Below are 17,190 nucleotides of genomic sequence, written 5' to 3'. Positions count from 1 at the left end.
TCATAGGCTTGCTAGAATGACAGGGACTGTAAAGGCATTTGTAAGACACTACACTAGGAAGGGGGAGGCGGCCCAGATGGGCCGCACGGGGGTTGGTCGAAAGGGTTTTTCAGCACCCTGCTAGAACTGGCTTTCAGCGCTGTTTACCTTCCAGCGACCGGCAGAGAAATTACTGGGAGTACGAAATGAAGCGAAGACAACTTGCCAGGGAAGTGGCCGTAATCGGTGCCGGAATGTCAAAATTCGGCATGTTTCCCGATAAGAACTCAAAGGACCTGTTCGTTGAAGCCTACAATGAAGCGCTTGCCTCGGTAGATAAGGGGATGGACCCCAATGATATCGATGCTCTCTATCTGGGCAACTTCACCAATGACTTCTTCGTTCACCAGGGACACTGGGGGCCGATAATCTCCGATATTATCGGTCTGGTTCCCAAACCGGCAACGAGGACGGAAGGGGCGTGTGCTTCCAGTGCTCTGTCCTTCCGGGAGGGGGTCTTTGCCATCGCCTCCGGGTTCTACGACATCGTTCTCGTCGGTGGGGTAGAAGATATGTCCAAGAGGACCACCGGGGAAGTTACCGAAGGCCTGGCACTGGCGACCACTCCCTACGAGGGAAACGTCGGGTTCACCTTTCCGGGGGTCTTCGGGGCGATTGCCACGGCCTACTTCAGTAAGTACGGTGCTACGCGTGAACACCTCATGAATGTGACTATCAAGAGCCACAAAAACGCACCATTGAACCCGAAGGGACAGTTCAGGCAGACAATCCGCGAGATAATGGCGGCGCGTATCGAGCGGGCCAGGGAACGGGGCCAACCGGTACCCACCTGGCAGGACGAGAAAGAATTCCTTCGTGATGATAAGGCCAATCCAACGGTAGCCTGGCCGATGAAACTCTATGACTGCTGCCCCATCAGCGATGGCGCTGCCTGTATGATACTGGTGGCCGCCGATATTGCCAGAAACTTCACCGACAATCCCCTGTACGTTGCCGGTATAGGGCAGGGCAGCGGGCGGGGTCTGCACGCTTCTCCGGATATTACCTACTTTGAAGCTACCAGGTATGCGGCGCAGGAAGCCTACGGGATGTCCGGGCTCACACCGGATGATATCCAGTTCAGTGAGGTACATGACTGCTTCTCTATTGCCGAGATTGTCCACATGGAAGACCTCGGCTTCTTCAAGCCCGGCGAGGGGTACAAGGCCGTGGAGGCCGGCCTGACGGCGCGTGACGGTTCCAAACCGATAAATACCTCCGGTGGGCTGAAGTGCAAGGGCCATCCGGTCGGGGCCACCGGAGTCGGACAGCTACTGGAGGTCTGGAAGCAGCTCAGGGGCGAAGCCGGAGAAAGGCAGCTTCCTGTCAGGGACCTGCGGATTGGGGCTGCCCACAACCTTGGCGGTACCGGTGGGACCTGTACCTTCACCATTCTGGAAAGGAGATAGGATAATGGAGGAAAGGCCTTTCACCGATAGAAGCTACCAGCAGTTCCTCAACGAAGAGAAAGTCATGGGCTGCCGGTGCCGGAAGTGCCGGACCCTCTACCTGCCGCCGCGCCCGATATGTACCCGGTGCCATGGTAATGAAATGGAGTGGGTGGAGATGACGGGCAAGGGCAAACTGGCTGCCTTTACCTGTATCGGTATTGGTCCCGCCTTCATGGCGGAAGAGGGCTTTGACCGGAATAACCCCTACTGCTCGGGGGTTGTCCAGCTTGAAGAGGGAGTGAGAATCGACGCCCGTATCGAGGGTTTTGATAACACCAACCCGGAGACCATCAAGGTCGGCACTCCGGTTACCGTGGAATTCCTGCACCGCGGCGAAGCTGAGAAGATGCACACCTTCCCGGCATTCAAGCCTGTCTAGTGTAGTGTCTCGTATATGGCATTACAATCCACGTTGTCATTCTGGAGGAGTCCGTCCTCTCAATAACCCGAAGGACGACGAAGAATCCGGGGTGGGGAAGGAGAACCCATTACCCACCACCACGAGGTCCATTCGCTTCGCTCAGGATGACAACTGGCGCGGCGTCTCGCATACGGCGATACGGCTTTGCCGGTCTGGCGATGGCAGCCTGCGTTGTCAAGTCAATTGTGAGACACTAGACTAGCACTCAGTTGGCTGGTATGTTCGGCAAGGTGAGACCCTTAGCATAGCGAAGGGTCTCACCCTGTTCACATGTCATTGCGAGCCGGGGCTCTGAGCAAAGCGAAGAGACACCGAAGCAATCTAAATGTTGCGCGGATTTGTGCAACTAGTGTAGTGTCTCGTATATGGCATTACAATCCACGTTGTCATTCTGGAGGAGTCCGTCCTCTCAATAACCCGAAGGACGACGAAGAATCCGGGGTGGGGAAGGAGAACCCATTAGCCACCACCCCGAGGTCCATTCGCTTCGCTCAGGATGACAACTGGCGCGGCGTCTCGTATACGGCGATACGGCTTTGCCGGTCTGGCGATGGCAGCCTGCGTGGTCAAGTCAATTGTGAGACGGATGACTAGAATGACAGGGACTGTGTCTGTGTATTTTTGGAGATGATTGCCCGGGGCAAGTCCTCCTGACGGTCATATACTCCCTGCACTGGCAGGCCTGCCAGTGCAGGCCTACACCGGCGGGCCGGCACCGGGCTCGCACCAGGTTCTCCACGTTCGTCCTAGTGCCCTCTGTTCCGTTCCCTTTGTGAGGCATCTCTCCTTCTCTGTATGCGTCGTGCAAGTATTGAGCGTACGGGGACAGGCACAGTCCGCAGAGGTATTGACAAACCTGCCGAAGCGGAATATGATACAGGAGCGCAGGCGTAGTGTGCCGGTAGGCACAAGCTCTGACTCGGACTCGGGCTAACGGTTGCCACTCGGAGGCAGCCGGCCTGACCCTGCGTAAGAATAACCCGGAGGAGGGCTGACCATGACGGGAATAAAGGTAAAAGTACTAACTGGAGTGGTGGTATTACTGGTGACCTCGCTGCTGGCCGGGTGTGGTGGTGGTGGTGTACCGCAGGAGGATCTGGATGCTGCCAGGGCTGAAGCTGACGCAGCTAAGGCGCAGGCGTCCTCACTGCAGAGCCAACTCGACAGTGCCGAGAGTGACCTTGACAGTGCCGAGAGCGACCTGTCCAAAGCCCAGAGCGACCTTTCTGCCGCGCAAACTGAACTTGCCGCAGCCCAGGATGAACTGGAAACGGTAACCGCAGAGCGTGACGAGGCGCTGAGTGACGCCAAGTCGGCGGCGAGCGCGCTTTCGTCCGCCCAGAGCGCTGCCGACAAGGCCAAGGCCGACCTGGCCGCAGCGCAGAAGCAGCTTGACGTGCTGATTGCCGGGGACATCCTGACGTCATATGACTACAACAAGTACACGAATGCGGACTATAATTTCACCGTACAGTACCCGGCCGATTGGGCTGAGGGCGCGGCGAACGCCGACGCGGGAGAGGTACACACAGCAGCCGCCGGGATGGGCATCCCGGGTCTGACTGTGACCATCGGCGCGCTGGTAGGCACGTTGACAGAGGCTCTCTCTGACATGACTGATTTCGTGCTTGTCGAAGAGAAGGAGATAACACTCCCCGATAGCTCCACGACCAACGGCGTCTGGTCCACGTGGACTTTAGACGGAGTCGGTTTAGACATGTTCTCGATTCGCGTGGACCTGGGGGACGGAAACGCCGTTGTTGTCAGCGTTTGGAACATGCCTATCTACGCGACGACAGACCCGGACCAGTACGAAGAGATATGCAGTACGCTTAAGTTCCGGTAGTGCTACCTCTCTGATGGTGCCAAGGGACCCCGTGCCCTGTGATTTGCGGCACGGGGTCCCCGTTGACTACTAGACATAACTCTAGGAACAATTCACGCACGGTTAGCCTCGAATTGTTTCCCTTCATTTCATATTATCTGGTTTGTCGCCATTTATCCTATCTGTCACTAGTCCACCGGACGAGTACGCGACGTTGACGCCGCTCGCTGCTGGCGCTACTATTGGATAGAATCAACTGCTGCCTCCTGTACGTCAACCACGTTTCACAGGAGAAAGGAGAGCCGGATGAATCCAGTGGCAAAGACAACTGCCGGCAAGGTGGAAGGCTTTCAGAAAGACGGACTCAACGTATTCCTGGGAATACCATTCGCCACCCCTCCTGTGGGCGAGCGACGCTGGCTTCCTCCGGAGCCGCTGCAGCCGTGGTCCGGTGTGAAAGAGACCATGGCCTTTGGCCCTGCCGCTCCACAGATAATCGCTCCGCCGAACTCGCAAAACCCTCTCCAGACCGGGTTCAATGTTGACACCAGCCTGGGCACACAACCGGCCGCAAACGAGGACTGCCTCTATCTCAATGTCTGGACTCCCGGCCTTGATAACGCCCGACGACCGGTGATGTTCTGGATTCATGGTGGCGGTTTCACCGGCGGTAGCGGGTCGTCACCGATGTACGATGGCGGCGTGTTTGCCGGACGTGACGACGTAGTGGTGGTTACGATTAACTACCGGGTCAATGTCTTCGGCTTCCTGAGGCTGAATGAGGTCACCGGCGGCAGGATACCGTCGTCGGGTAACGAGGGGATGCTTGACCAGTTGGCCGCTCTGAAGTGGGTACGCGACAACATCAGTGCCTTCGGTGGTGACCCCGGCAACGTGACCATCTTCGGTGAGTCGGCCGGTGGTGGAAGTGTCTGTGCGTTGCTTGGAATGTCGGCAGCAAAAGGCCTCTTCCACAAGGCAATTTCCCAGAGCGGCTCGGCTCACTTCCTGAACCAGCGGGACGAAGCCAGCCAGTATGCCGAGTACTTCCTTGGTATACTTGGTATCAGCGGGAGTGACGTTGATGCCCTGCGGGCGTTGACCATGGAGCAGGTGCTCAGGACCTACGTGAAGACGCTCCCGGCTCCCAAGGACATCCGGGGTCCCCTGCCCGTAATAGATGGCCGGATATTCTCCGAACTGCCGATTGATAGTATCAAGGCAGGTTCGGCTGATGGGATTCCGGTCATGGCGGGAACGATATCGGATGAATGGCGGCTGTGGCAGATATTTGACCCGGCAATAGTGGACCTCGTTGAGGGTCATATGTTCGGTCGTTTCCGGAGGATGATGTCTTCCTGGGACATGACGGAGACCGTGGAAGCCTACCAGCATGTACTCACCGGGCGTGGTGTGCCCACTACTCCCACCGAAATCTTCCTTGCCGTGATGACCGCACGGATGTTCTGGATTCCTACAATCCGGACACTGGAAGCGCAGGTGAGTCGCGGCAATCCGGGGTATTGTTACCTTCTCAACTGGAAATCACCAATCGGGGACGGCATGTTTGGGGCCTGTCACGCAATGGACCTCGGTTTCCTCTGGGGTGCCCACGGGACCGAGTTCTTCGGCTCCGGACCGGCGGCTGATGAGTTGTCGAGAAATATGCAGGATGCCTGGCTGGCCTTTGCCCGCACCGGCAACCCCAGTTGCCAGGGCCTGGGGAAGTGGCTGGTCTACGGTGACCGCCGGGAAACGATGATACTCGGGAAGAAGTGCGGGGTCGAAGAAGCCCCCCTTGAGGAGGAGCGCCTTATCTGGGATTCCGCTCCGGACAGCGTATTCAGGTGGGGGTGAGCCGGGTACGCTGAGAATGTGAGTCTCGGTGGCGCATAATGTGCCTCCCCTGAGATAGCTACTGGCTCGGTTCTATACAACATTGAACGGATAGTGGGCCGTCTTACCCGGGTGTTCTTCATTCTGTTCTGAGTATCTGCATTACTCACCGGCATTCACGTGGTGGTTGCGAACGGTTCTCTTGACAGCAGCGACCGCAACTACCTAAAGTGTAATTATAGCGATATCAACAGTTGGCAAAGAATGGATTCAAAAACCCGGCCCATATAAAGGTTGGAAAGAGATAGAGATGAGCGGAAACAGTCATACATTTACCAGACGGACGGGTGGGGAACCCTATGCAATTTCGAAGGAGCGGTTGAGTGATGGCGATACCGACCTGACAGGTTTTTTCTTTCGCTACGGCGCGAATATTTTCGCATTGAGCTATACGCAGGATGGAGTCAGGAAACACACCTTCGTAGATGCCGGTGACTCGCGGTACCAGGACAGGATGCTGCCCATGCTTGTCGAGAACGGTATCGAGCCCGCCGGTATCGAGAGGATAATCATCACCCACCGTCATCCTGACCACTGCGGGCTGGCCTACCTGCTGGCCGGGGCCTCCGGGGCCAAAATCATGGTACACGCCAACTTCAGGCATTTCGTTGAAGGCACTATCGGCCACGAGGAGCGGCGCTGGCTGGGTGGTTTCAATCCGTCCCGGCTCAGGGAATGTAACATCGAGTACCTTGAACCTTCCAGTGGCCCCGGTCCGGTGAATATCGGTGGGGTGGATTTTCCAGGTCTGGTTGAACCGATAGCATTGGGAGAAGTGGGCAGGCTGCAAATTCTGGCCTGTCCCGATGCTGAGCAGATGCACAGTCCTGACCAGGTAGTCGTCCTGTATTCACCGCGGGGTAACCCGCACAGACAGGAGAAGACGCAGGACGGCTATCGGCCAACGGATGACATCGTGTTCTCCGGCGACCTCTGGTTGATGAAAGGACCGATGTTCTACCGGGGAGTGAAGGATATTTCCCGGCAGGTGAGGTACGGCCTTCGCCAGATAAGGGGCATGTTATCGGGTGGAGGCATGTTCCGCAGGGATCCTCGGGTGCAGGACTCACAGGCAAAGGAAGCACTCAAGCGAGGTTTCTCCCTGGTCCGGGTAGAACCCGGCCACGGCGAGGAATTCCTGGGTAGCAGGCTCATCCCCGGTAGCCTGCTGGCTGACCGTGACCTCCTCGTAGGATTCGGTTACTCTATGAATGCGAGCACAGCTATCCTGAAGTCGGACGAGCTGGCTCCGAAGGTATCCGCTATCAGGGAGCAGGGGTATACCAATTTTACCAGTGAACTGTCGGTGTGGAGAGACCTGGGGTACACACCGGAAGAGATAACCGGACTTCTGGTCCGGATATACAGAGAACAGAGCGGCGGCGGTCCGCTGGTAGAACAGGACAGAAAACAGAGAAGAAAACGACTCAGGGATACTCTGGCCAGGTTGAGAGACGATGAAACCGCACCCGGGGATATGCGTCAGTTAGCAGAGTCAACACTGGCGGCACTGAAGCGGATTGCGTAGCATTTGCCGTGTTCTATATCAGTCCACGTTTAGAATCTCGGCGCTAACCCCATCCTCATTGATGGTCAGGATGCCGACCGATGCCGATACCATGAAGGAAGCATACGCCTGGCCCGGGTTGAGCAGCAGCGTGCCATTCATCATCAGGTTGTAGGGCACGTGGGTATGGCCGAACAGGATAACATCGGCCCGGGGATAGCGGGTAGTAAGCTCCTCCTCCAGACGGTACCCGTCACCACCCCAGTAGGGATGTATCACAGCTATTTTCTTCCCCCCGAATGAGAACGTGGTCTCTGCTGGCAGCATGCGCCTTACGTCATCGGGGTCGGCGTTCCCGTAGACACCGATGAAATGGCGGGACAGTCGCCGTAGCTCATTGATTACTGTCCTGCTAACGAAGTCGCCACAGTGGACCACGTATTCTGCCTCTTCTATCGCTCGCAGGAGCCCCGGGGATAATGCCCCTGTCGAGCGAAAGTGGGTATCGGATATCACCAGTATTCGCGACAACTCTACCAGCCACCTCACAGATGAAAATGTAATGAGGTATTGCCCGTGGTTATCATAGCACACCGGCCAGTCCGGCAGCCTGCTCTTGTTCAGAGAAGGGAGGGGAAATATTCTCCTTGTGTAGGAAGCAGGCAAAGCCTGCTTCCTACACATATAGATATCACTCCTTTCTCCGGCAGGGTGTTGAAAAAGGGGAGTCCAGAGGGAGCCCGCCCCTTCTGAGGGGCGCCCCCTTATGGCAGGGGTGTCTGGGCGTCTTTCTTACAGAATGACGTTAGCAGAATCCGAAACCAGATTCTGCCGGTGTCCCCCAGGTAAAATATTTCCCCCCTTCCTCGGTAGGAAGGCTCTTCCTGGCTAGGAAGGGGGGTCAGGGGGGTCGAAAAGGTTTTTCAGCACGCTCCTAATGTACCGGACACCGCACAACATAGCCTTGACAAGGATAAGCCAACAGACTAGAGTGAGCATTGGCTGCGTGGTGGCAGATGTGGTGGATACCCTGTGCAGGACTGTTACTGCGACAAAGGAGATACGGCCGTTGTCTTCAGCGGTGCCTCACCCACTGGATGATATCTTCCATCCCGGGTCCATTGCCGTTGTTGGTGCTTCAACCAGTCAATCGGCAATGGGCTGGGTAGAAAGGCTGCTGAGCTTTGGCTACGGCGGTCGTATTTATCCGGTGAATCCCCGGGCGACGGAAATAGCAGGACTGAAAGCCTATCCCACGGTAAGGGACATCCCCGGTGAAGTCGACTATGCCATATTCAACATTCCGGCACGATTAGCCCCCCGGATAATGGAGGACTGCGCGGCCAGGCATGTCAAGGTGGCCCATATCTTTACGGCCGGTTTCAGCGAGACCGGTAAGGAAGAGGCGAAGGCCTTGCAGGAGCACGTCATTGCCATTGCCAGGGCCGGTGGCGTGCGCATCATCGGTCCGAACTGCATGGGTATCTACAATCCCGCCGCAGGTCTGACCTTCAATCCACTCTTCTCCAGGGAACCGGGCGATGTTGCTTTTGTCTCCCAGTCAGGCGCCGGGAGTACCCGTTTTGTCCAGCTGGCTAACAACAGGGGCATTCATTTCAGTAAGGTGGTCAGCTATGGTAACGCCGTAGACCTGGATGCTCCGGATTTCCTGGAATACCTGGCAGGTGATGCAGAGACGGCGATTGTTACCTGCTATATCGAAGGTGTCCGGGACGGGCGCAGGTTCATGGAAGCAGTGAGAGAATGCCTGGCGACAAAGCCGGTCATCATCCTGAAGGCAGGATTGACCGAGAGCGGAGCCGGAGCGGCCGCCTCGCACACCTCTGCTCTCGCGGGGTCGAAGTCAACCTGGGAGGCCTTTTTCAGGCAGACCGGGGCGATACAGGTAGATACACTGGAAGGGATTGCGGATGTGATACTGGCCCTGCGGTACATGCAGTGTCCCGATGGTCGGCGGGTCGGCATTGTGGGGAGAGGTGGTGGCATTGGCGTTATCGCTACCGATACCTGTGAGAATGCCGGTCTCAAGGTACCGCCTTTCCGTTCAGGTACAAGGAAGGAACTGGTAAAGGTTATCCCTGAAGCCGGTGCCGGTGTCAGGAATCCGGTGGAGACCACGCTGGGTTTTGACGGAGTGGCCGATTTCTACGCGAAGGGGCTGAGTATTGTGGACGGCGACCCGGAGATTGATTTCATCATGACCCACATAGCAGTGGATATCTACGGCAGGCGCCAGTCCCAGATGAAAGAGGGCCTGGTGAAGGCTGTAGAGGTCCTGGCCGATACCGCCAGGACACTTAAAAAGCCGCTAGTGGCTGTCCTGTACCCCGGCGAACAGGTAGAGGCTGTCGCTGCCGTGCTCGAAGCCAGGCAGAAACTTCTTGAAGCGGGGATACCTGTATTCCCCACGATTGATGCCGCTGCCAGGGCAGTGAGCCGGCTTATCAACTATCACATTCGCAAGGACCAACTGCGGACTAATATATAAGAGACCGCGTGATAACTAACCGCGGAAAGGAGTGACAGGATGAAAATCGATATTACTACACTGAGTGAAAACACGGCCAACTATGGGTGTATCGGCGAGTGGGGACTGAGTATTCTGGTTGAAACCGAAGGGACGAGAGTCCTGATGGACACCGGTCTGAGCTTCTCTGCGACGCACAATGCCCGGGTGCTCGGTGTCGATCTGTCCGGAGTTGACCGGATAGTGCTCAGTCATGGTCACGCCGACCACACCGGGGGGCTGGTCGAGGTGCTGGCTGAGACGGGAGAGGTTGAGATAGTTGCTCATCCTGACATCTTCGCGGAGAAATGCGCCGGACGTAATCAGGAAACACTGCGGGACATTGGTATACCCTTTTCCCGTGAGGAACTGGAGAACCTGGGTGCCCGGTTTAACCTGTCAAGAGAGCCGGTCCACATCACGGACCGTATCATGACCACCGGGGAGGTCCCGATGGTTACCGACTACGAAGAAATCGATAGTAACCTGTGGGTCAGAGAGGGCGGTAAACTGAAACCGGACCCGCTGGCCGATGACCTGTCCCTGGTGATTGATACAGACTTCGGACTCGTTGTTATTCTGGGCTGCGCACACCGGGGCATTATCAATATCCTGCGCCATGCCCGGAACATCACCGGGAAAGAGAATGTCTATGCCGTTATCGGTGGTACTCACCTGGTATCGGCTTCGGAAGAACGGCTCGCCAGGACCGTGGCCGACCTCAGGGAGATGGGGATACAGAAACTGGACGTCTCCCACTGCACCGGGTTCTTTGCTGCGGCCCGGCTGGCACAAGAATTCAGCGATATTTTCTTCCTTAACAACGCGGGCACCAGGTTCAGCCTGCCCTGACAGGTTCAACCAATCCTGGCCGATTGGTCGTCCCGCGCCTGTAAAACGGAGTGACATAATATGCGTCAGATTGAGCTTGTCCCGGATCTTTCCAGTTGTATTGAGACAGCAGCCAGACGGGAACACGAACGGGCAGCGCAGGAGTTGCTGTCGACTGAGGCACCGAGTGAAGAGTTGATGGACAGGGCAGAGACCCTGAGGCTCTTCCTGGAGACGGCTGACCTGAGGAGACTAAGGGCGGAATCGGAGAAACACCTTCTGGAGGGTCGGAAGGTGACATTCGTTGTCTCTCTCAGGGATGGTATCGTACAATATTGTATGCAGGTGTTCTGAAAGGAGGGCAGAATATGGTAGACCTGAAACAGGTAAGTGAGGCACTGAATTCCCACATACGTCCACTGAGTTTTCCCGTGGCAATCAGGATGTGCGAGTCCGCCGAGGAGCTTCCCGAGAAGGTCCGGATACCTCAGCGGGACCTCGGCCTGGACATATCCCTGTGTCATGCCATTGCCATGGCGCGGCGTTACGGCTGGACAATGGCCGTCGATAAATACCAGACCTGCTACGTGGCCGGGATAAGCATGGGATTCCTGCCCATCAAGCCGGACGTGGTTGACGGCAGCTTCCAGGCGTCTCTCGGCCTGTGGGGACAGACACAGGATGCGGCAGCGGCGGCCATTGCCAATATGCCCAGGTTCGATTACGGCAAGTACAGTCACGTGCTCATGGCTCCCGTGGAAAAAGCTACTTTTGAGCCGCACGTTATCATGGTCTACGGAAATCCGGCCCAGATATGGGTCTTGCTCAATGGCTATCTCACCGGGACCGGCACGCGGGGAGGCCTTGATGTTACTCTGACCACAGGGTCGGGATGCACCAGCCATATTACGCGGACAATACAGTCGGGCGATGCCAAGTTCGTCCTGGTTGGCACCGGGGAAAGGTTGGTACCGCATACCCAGGACTACGAGTGTGCCTTCTCGATACCGGCCACCAGGATAGAGCAGACTGTTAAGGGTCTGGAGAGTGGATACAGGACCGGGGTCTTCCGTTATCCGGTACCCACTTCTATGCGGTACAATTCACAGCACCCGCCGGGATACGCCGAGATGAGAGCCCATCTGCTCGAGGAAGACTAGTATCTAGTTGCACAAATCCGCGCAACATTCAGATTCTGTGCCTCCTCGCTCCGCTCGGAGTCCCGGCTAAGAATGACATGTCAACGGCGTGTCACCCTGAGATTACCTGCTGGCTTTGCCAGCAGGCCGAAGCCGAAGGGTCTCGTCCATCGGAACATACCAGCTGTATGTCTGCAACTGAGTACTAGCGAGTGTCTGAATACGGACAGTCCGGTAGCACGTCCTCCGGTCCAGGATTCAGTATATCAACTTGCCGAAGATTCTGCGCGAGTCAGTAATTGGGCCAACTGCTCACGGTGGTAATAGCTATCGCCCAGGGTAGACTCTGCCGCTTTAGCCCGCCTGAAATACAAAGGCATGTCATGGTCCTGTATAAAACCGACACCTCCGAAAATCTGCTGACCCAGGGCGGCAACCCGTTGATAAGCCTCACTTGCCCAGGCCTTCGCCATGTGTGTTTCCACCTCACAGGAGAGGCCCTCACTCAGCTTCCAGGCTGCTTCATAGGTTAAGAATCGACAACTGTCAACGTCTATCATCATATTGGCAATGTGGTGCTGAATGACCGGAAAGCTGCCCAGTTGACGTCCGAATACAATTCTCTCCTTCGTGTACTCGGCAGACATCTCCAGGACCTGTTGAGCCCCCCCGACCATCTCGGCACACTTGGCCACTGTTGCCTGCTGCATGGTCTTTGCCACCGGAGCCCAACCCTGATTCAACTCCCCCACGATGTTCTTATGGGGCACTCTTACATTATCAAAGACGACCTCACAGAGCTTGTCGCCGGCAATAGTCTTCAGCACGGTGCAACTGATGCCCGGGCTCTTCGCATCCACCAGAAAGGCGGTGATTCCCTCCTCCGGCACTGCGCCCTTTTCGGTCCTGGCAATGCATATCAGATAGTCAGCTATATGGGCATCAGGGATGAAGAGCTTGGTGCCGTTAATAATATAGTCACCGTTATCATCTGCGGCTTCAACCTCCACTGAAGCGGCATCATAACCGGCAGTCGGTTCGGTTAGTGCCAGGGTAAGAATAACCTCTCCCTGGGTCACCCTGGTCAGCAGGCCCTGTTTTTGCTCCTCGGACCCTGCGTTCAGGATAAATAGACCAGCCAGAACAACTGTAGAAAAGAATGGTACGGGCAAACAGGCGCGGCCCATTTCTTCGACAAGCACGGTCAGGTCCAGGAATCCCCCTCCGGAACCTCCATACTGCTCCGGAAATACCAGGCCCGGCCATCCCAGCTCCGTTATCTTGTGCCATAGCTCGGGGGGATAGCCCCTTTCATCCTGCGCCATTTCCTTTACCATCGCCTTCGGGCATTCCTTACTCAGGAAATCACGTGCCGCGGTCTTGAGCATTTCCTGTTCTTCATTCAGATCAAAATCCATGGTTACCGTCCTCTAATAACAAATCCCGGTTCTCTACCTGGCCAATCTTATCAATGGCTGGTTATCGTGACTTAACGGGGTTCCCGGGGCAGTCCCATACCCCTGGTTGCCATGAGGCTCCTCATGAGTTCGTGAGAACCGCCACCGTAACTGAGGTGGACTGCAAACAGATGGCGATGCTCTACACTTCCATTTATCGGTACCCACCTGGAGCCAGCTTCGAGTTGTCCATAGAGACCCATTATCTGCGTGCCAATTTGCCCGATTCTCTGGTCAAATTCATTTCCCCAGACCTTGGACATTGCCGCTTCTACCTCGGGAATGTCTCCTTTCCTCATCAACCATGATGTACGATAACTAAACAGGCGTCTTATGCTGGTCTCAATAGCAAGCTGTGCCAGGCTCTGACGCACATTAGGGTCTTCAGACAGAGGCTTTCCGCCACGCTCTGTCTCATTAGCGTATTCAATCAGGTCTGTCAGAATAGTCCTGCGACCTTCGCCTACTACACCGCCCCCCATTCCTATTCTCTCAACACCCAGAGCCTCTCTGATGTAGCTCCAACCATTGTTTTCCTCTCCTACCAGGTTTCTGGCAGGAACCCGCACATCATCATAGAAGACCTCGTTTGTTCTGTCCCCGCTCATCGTCCACAAAGGCCGTATGGTAATACCCGGGGTAGCAAAGTCCACTACGAAAAGGGATATCCCCCTATGTTTCGGGACATCGGGGTCGGTCCTGGCTGCAAGCCAGTGGTGTGTTGTTATATGTGCAAAGCTACTGTATACCTTCTGCCCGTTGATAATGTAATCATCACCATCCCGTACGGCGCGCATTTCCAGTGATGCCAGGTCGGTCCCGGCATTGGGCTCGGTATAACCCAGGGCAAAGCTAATCTCCCCCCGGGCAATCCTGGGCAGAAATTCCCTCTTCATCTCTTCGCTGCCACGTCGTATGATGACGGCGCCCTGTATTCCGCCGTATCCACTTCCCCAACCAATCCCCCGAGCTGTCATCTCTTCAGCAAGGACACGTCTCTCTACCTCGGAGCGTTCTACCCCTCCGTACTCTTCAGGCCAGTCGGGAGCTTGTGGAGATAGCCACCCCCTGGCACCAAGCTTACGGTTAAACTCCCGGACGAGAGGAGGCGTATCATAAGGGAGGTCACGATTTAGCGCACGCTCCCGGATAACATCGTCGGTCAACTCCTTGTCCAGGAAATCCCGGACCTCCTGTCTGAACTTCCTGCCATTCTCCGTATCTGTATCAACCGGTTCCGGTGTCTCTACTTTGAAGTCCAATGTTATCGCCTCTACTTCTTGTTTGCTCTATTGTGTCGTGAGCAAACCAGGTTTCTATTGTTGCCTGCTCCCTTTGCAGAAGTACAACGCAACCACACTCCTAGTCCTTGAGATATTTCTGAGGCAGATTCACGAGGACGTCTTCTGCCTCCTTCATAATTCGTTCGACAAGCTCCTTCACCGAAGGAATGTCGTCTACAAGCCCCGCCACTTCTCCCCCGGGCATCAGGGCTTTAGGTCCATCACCGAGGAACTGCGCATCCCAGCCCTCGTCCTCTTTGGCGCGAACTTCACGGGCAACATCAGCAAGGTCTTCCGGCTCACCGAGGAATACTCCGGGGGCTTTTTCCACAGTAAGCCGCGTAAAATCCACAGCCGCCTCATTTTTTATCCATCTCAACGGACCCACAACACCCCTGGCTACTATTGTATCCCGTTCGTTACCTTTCAAGATGTAGTCCTTGTGCACCGGGTGAAACTCGCTCTCTTTCGTGGCCAGGAATCTTGTGCCCATCTGAACCCCTACTGCGCCCAGGGCAAGGGCAGCTATCAGTGAAGCGCCGGTACCAAACCCACCGGCACCAATGACAGGAATGTTTACGGCCCTTACTATTGCCGGCAGTAAGACTATAGTATGCACCGGTTCCCAGGCAACATGACCTCCACCCTCCTGGCCGGACGAAATTACGGCATCAACTCCAGCCCGCTCAGCCCTGAGAGCATGGCGGACCGAGGGTACCACGTGAAACCACTTGACCCCTGAGGGTTTGATTACGTCTGTCATAGGAAGAGGGTCGCCCGCCGAGGTGATTATCACCCGCAATCTGCCTTTCATCTCCGGGTCTTCTTCTCTTAGTTCGATTGTTGTTCTGATTACCTCGCGGGCGAACTCTGCTACTTCAGAAGATACCATAACATTGATGCCAAAGATTCCCTTTGCTTCCCGGCATGATTCCTCTACCCGACGTAAAGCTCGCTTTAATTGCTCCTGCCAGGTACCACCCCGGTCATCGGTGAGTGACTTGACTACTTGCGCTGCTCCTGTTTCCATTTGAGCAGCGCTGCCCCTCAGATAGCCGAAACCACTGGTACTGACAATCCCCAGTGCCCCGGCATTTGCTGACACGCCGGCAAGCCGATTGGTGCTGAAAGGTCCCATACCAGCCTGAATAATCGGGTATTTTATACCCAGCATGTCGCATAACTCCGTCCGTATAGTGCTATTTACCATCTCCCATCCTTTTATGCAATATCGATGAATAGCCTGCTTCTTACTCCCGACAATATGCTCAAGATACTCCCTTTATTGCCCCTGGCTGCATCCAGCGCGGTCTTGGATTGAAGACAGTATAACAGATTTAGATGGCATTATCTGTACCGGTATACTGGCAGGATATTAGCCTGTTGAGAATCCTGTAGTAGGGTTTGGCCTCCACTACGTGTTGCGTCAAAAGAAACTGTTACCGAACGGTTAGTGGTTGCCTCATAATTCCGGTTACCGACGCCTCCTTGGTTTTGCCTTTCCCTGGCTGAGTGGCCGGGTATCTTGCCATGCCCCACAATCGTTCCAGGTTCTCGTTGATTTGCCTCAATAGCAGGGCTGGGTTGAGGCGATGGTACATTGCCGCCAGCTCCTGTTGCTTGACCTCAGTGAGGATACCTGCCGATAACAACCGCCGGTAGGGCGTCTGGGCAGTATCATAGAATTTGTGCACCCTGGCTCCGTGCCTGCTCTTATGGACCAGCTTCATATCCGGCTGAAAGAAGTTGACGTAGAGACGGGTAAGGTCATAGACACGATTGAGCGCCTCAAGGGCAGTTCTGGAGTCATAACGGTCATAGCCCACCAGCCGTCTCACCACGGACCAAGTCCCTTCGCTGCGCTCAAGGGCAAGCTTTCTGTTCGACATGGCAATTGTCATTCTTCTTGTAGGAGCGGGAGCGTGTGAAAGTAATCCCTTCCTCCTGGCAGTAGTTGAACAGGTAGTGGTTAATGAACTCGCTGCCATTATCAGAGTCCAGCCCCAGCAGAGGGAATGGCAGCAGCAACAAACTCCGGCAGGCACCCGGCCAGGGGTGAACTGTCCAGCGCCGTCAATACCTCACCGGTACGGGATTCTACGGCTGTGAGGCTGTCAAGGAAGATGTTCCTTAGCAGGCTGCTGAAAAACCCTTTCGACCAACCCCCGTGCGGCCCATCTGGATCGCCTTCCCCTTCCTGGCCAGGAAGGGGTAAAAATTATATCTGGGGGACACCGGCAGAATCTGGTTTCGGATTCTGCTAACGTCATTCTGTAAGAATGACGCCCAGACACCCCTGCCATAAGGGGGCACCCCCCTTCTGAGGGGGCTCCCTCTGGACTCCCCTTTTTCATCACCCTGTTAGTGCCAGAACCAGAGACCTACCCGCGGCGTCAAAACGGTGGCAGAAGTGGAGTCGGCACGCAATCGGGCGGAACTCATAGATGGGGCACTGGTCAAACTGAGGGGCGTATAGCTCACAACCGATGTCACGGCAACACTGGCCGCCGCAGCGGAGACACACGTCCTCTTGCTGACCGGACCTTTCCAGCCCGGCTATCGCCGCTAATTCTTCTCCGTACAGCTTCAGGAGCTCACTATCGGTGACCAGGAACAGGTGGGCAAGCTCATCGGCATGCCTCAGGACACTCCTAATCGCTTTGTCCTTGTCCATGTATATTTCACAGGTATCCGATTCTTCGTGGGATGCTGCTGCCGGTATCGGGTTGCTATTTCGTTCTCCAAGGGCGTTACGCAGACTCCCGCTATTGTTCATAGGATTCGGACCACAAAGCAGCACCTATCGGGATGCAC

At 55.8% G+C, this 17,190-nt stretch carries 15 protein-coding genes; 9 read left to right on the top strand and 6 right to left on the bottom strand.

Annotated features, from left to right (window positions below; translation table 11 throughout):
• Nucleotides 1-185 precede the first annotated feature (185 nt).
• The 5 genes from VMW13_04190 to VMW13_04170 all read left to right on the top strand — a co-directional run bounded on the left by VMW13_04190 (nucleotide 186) and on the right by VMW13_04170 (nucleotide 7,160).
• Nucleotides 186-1,448: a hypothetical protein gene (locus VMW13_04190; GenBank protein HUV44014.1), complete on the top strand. Its 1,263-nt coding sequence runs from the start codon at nucleotides 186-188 to the stop codon at nucleotides 1,446-1,448.
• A gap of 4 nt (nucleotides 1,449-1,452) precedes the next feature.
• Nucleotides 1,453-1,869: an OB-fold domain-containing protein gene (locus VMW13_04185; protein ID HUV44013.1), complete on the top strand. Its 417-nt coding sequence runs from the start codon at nucleotides 1,453-1,455 to the stop codon at nucleotides 1,867-1,869.
• A gap of 1,039 nt (nucleotides 1,870-2,908) precedes the next feature.
• A complete protein-coding gene (locus VMW13_04180; GenBank protein HUV44012.1) occupies nucleotides 2,909-3,757 on the top strand; it encodes a hypothetical protein in 849 nt (282 codons plus the stop codon).
• A gap of 285 nt (nucleotides 3,758-4,042) precedes the next feature.
• Nucleotides 4,043-5,593, top strand: coding sequence for a carboxylesterase/lipase family protein (locus tag VMW13_04175; protein ID HUV44011.1), 1,551 nt, complete (start codon nucleotides 4,043-4,045; stop codon nucleotides 5,591-5,593).
• A gap of 289 nt (nucleotides 5,594-5,882) precedes the next feature.
• Nucleotides 5,883-7,160 (top strand): MBL fold metallo-hydrolase, encoded by a 1,278-nt coding sequence (locus VMW13_04170; protein HUV44010.1) that lies wholly within the window; start codon nucleotides 5,883-5,885, stop codon nucleotides 7,158-7,160.
• Between the two features lie 18 nt (nucleotides 7,161-7,178).
• Here VMW13_04170 and VMW13_04165 read toward each other — a convergent pair whose 3' ends face one another.
• Complete coding sequence (locus tag VMW13_04165) at nucleotides 7,179-7,823, bottom strand: metallophosphoesterase (protein ID HUV44009.1); 645 nt, start codon at nucleotides 7,821-7,823, stop codon at nucleotides 7,179-7,181.
• Between the two features lie 385 nt (nucleotides 7,824-8,208).
• On the opposite strand from VMW13_04165, the gene VMW13_04160 reads away from it, so the two are divergent.
• Genes VMW13_04160 through VMW13_04145 form a run of 4 tightly spaced genes read left to right on the top strand, consistent with a single transcriptional unit; the run spans nucleotide 8,209 to nucleotide 11,657 of the window.
• Nucleotides 8,209-9,648, top strand: a complete 1,440-nt coding sequence (locus VMW13_04160) for a CoA-binding protein (protein ID HUV44008.1) — start codon at nucleotides 8,209-8,211, stop codon at nucleotides 9,646-9,648.
• A gap of 39 nt (nucleotides 9,649-9,687) precedes the next feature.
• The gene (locus VMW13_04155; GenBank protein ID HUV44007.1) at nucleotides 9,688-10,518 is read left to right on the top strand and encodes an MBL fold metallo-hydrolase; all 831 of its coding nucleotides are present in this window, start codon (nucleotides 9,688-9,690) and stop codon (nucleotides 10,516-10,518) included.
• Between the two features lie 60 nt (nucleotides 10,519-10,578).
• Nucleotides 10,579-10,851 (top strand): hypothetical protein, encoded by a 273-nt coding sequence (locus VMW13_04150; protein HUV44006.1) that lies wholly within the window; start codon nucleotides 10,579-10,581, stop codon nucleotides 10,849-10,851.
• Nucleotides 10,852-10,865: 14 nt separating this feature from the next.
• Entirely contained in the window at nucleotides 10,866-11,657 is a 792-nt protein-coding gene (locus tag VMW13_04145) for a DUF169 domain-containing protein (GenBank protein HUV44005.1), read from the top strand.
• Nucleotides 11,658-11,902: 245 nt separating this feature from the next.
• Here VMW13_04145 and VMW13_04140 read toward each other — a convergent pair whose 3' ends face one another.
• From VMW13_04140 to VMW13_04120, 5 genes are all read right to left on the bottom strand, one after another.
• Complete coding sequence (locus tag VMW13_04140; protein ID HUV44004.1) at nucleotides 11,903-13,054, bottom strand: acyl-CoA dehydrogenase family protein; 1,152 nt, start codon at nucleotides 13,052-13,054, stop codon at nucleotides 11,903-11,905.
• 71 nt (nucleotides 13,055-13,125) lie between these two features.
• Nucleotides 13,126-14,355, bottom strand: coding sequence for an acyl-CoA dehydrogenase family protein (locus tag VMW13_04135; protein HUV44003.1), 1,230 nt, complete (start codon nucleotides 14,353-14,355; stop codon nucleotides 13,126-13,128).
• Between the two features lie 100 nt (nucleotides 14,356-14,455).
• Complete coding sequence (locus tag VMW13_04130; protein ID HUV44002.1) at nucleotides 14,456-15,586, bottom strand: nitronate monooxygenase; 1,131 nt, start codon at nucleotides 15,584-15,586, stop codon at nucleotides 14,456-14,458.
• Between the two features lie 229 nt (nucleotides 15,587-15,815).
• A complete protein-coding gene (locus VMW13_04125) occupies nucleotides 15,816-16,265 on the bottom strand; it encodes a hypothetical protein (protein ID HUV44001.1) in 450 nt (149 codons plus the stop codon).
• Nucleotides 16,266-16,729: 464 nt separating this feature from the next.
• The gene (locus VMW13_04120; protein ID HUV44000.1) at nucleotides 16,730-17,152 is read right to left on the bottom strand and encodes a hypothetical protein; all 423 of its coding nucleotides are present in this window, start codon (nucleotides 17,150-17,152) and stop codon (nucleotides 16,730-16,732) included.
• Nucleotides 17,153-17,190: the final 38 nt, after the last annotated feature.

Source organism: Dehalococcoidales bacterium (genome assembly GCA_035529395.1).
Taxonomy (GTDB): Bacteria; Chloroflexota; Dehalococcoidia; order Dehalococcoidales; family Fen-1064; genus DUES01.
The sequence above is the reverse complement of the archived record's forward strand: the minus strand, read 5'-3'. Positions and strand labels throughout refer to the sequence as shown.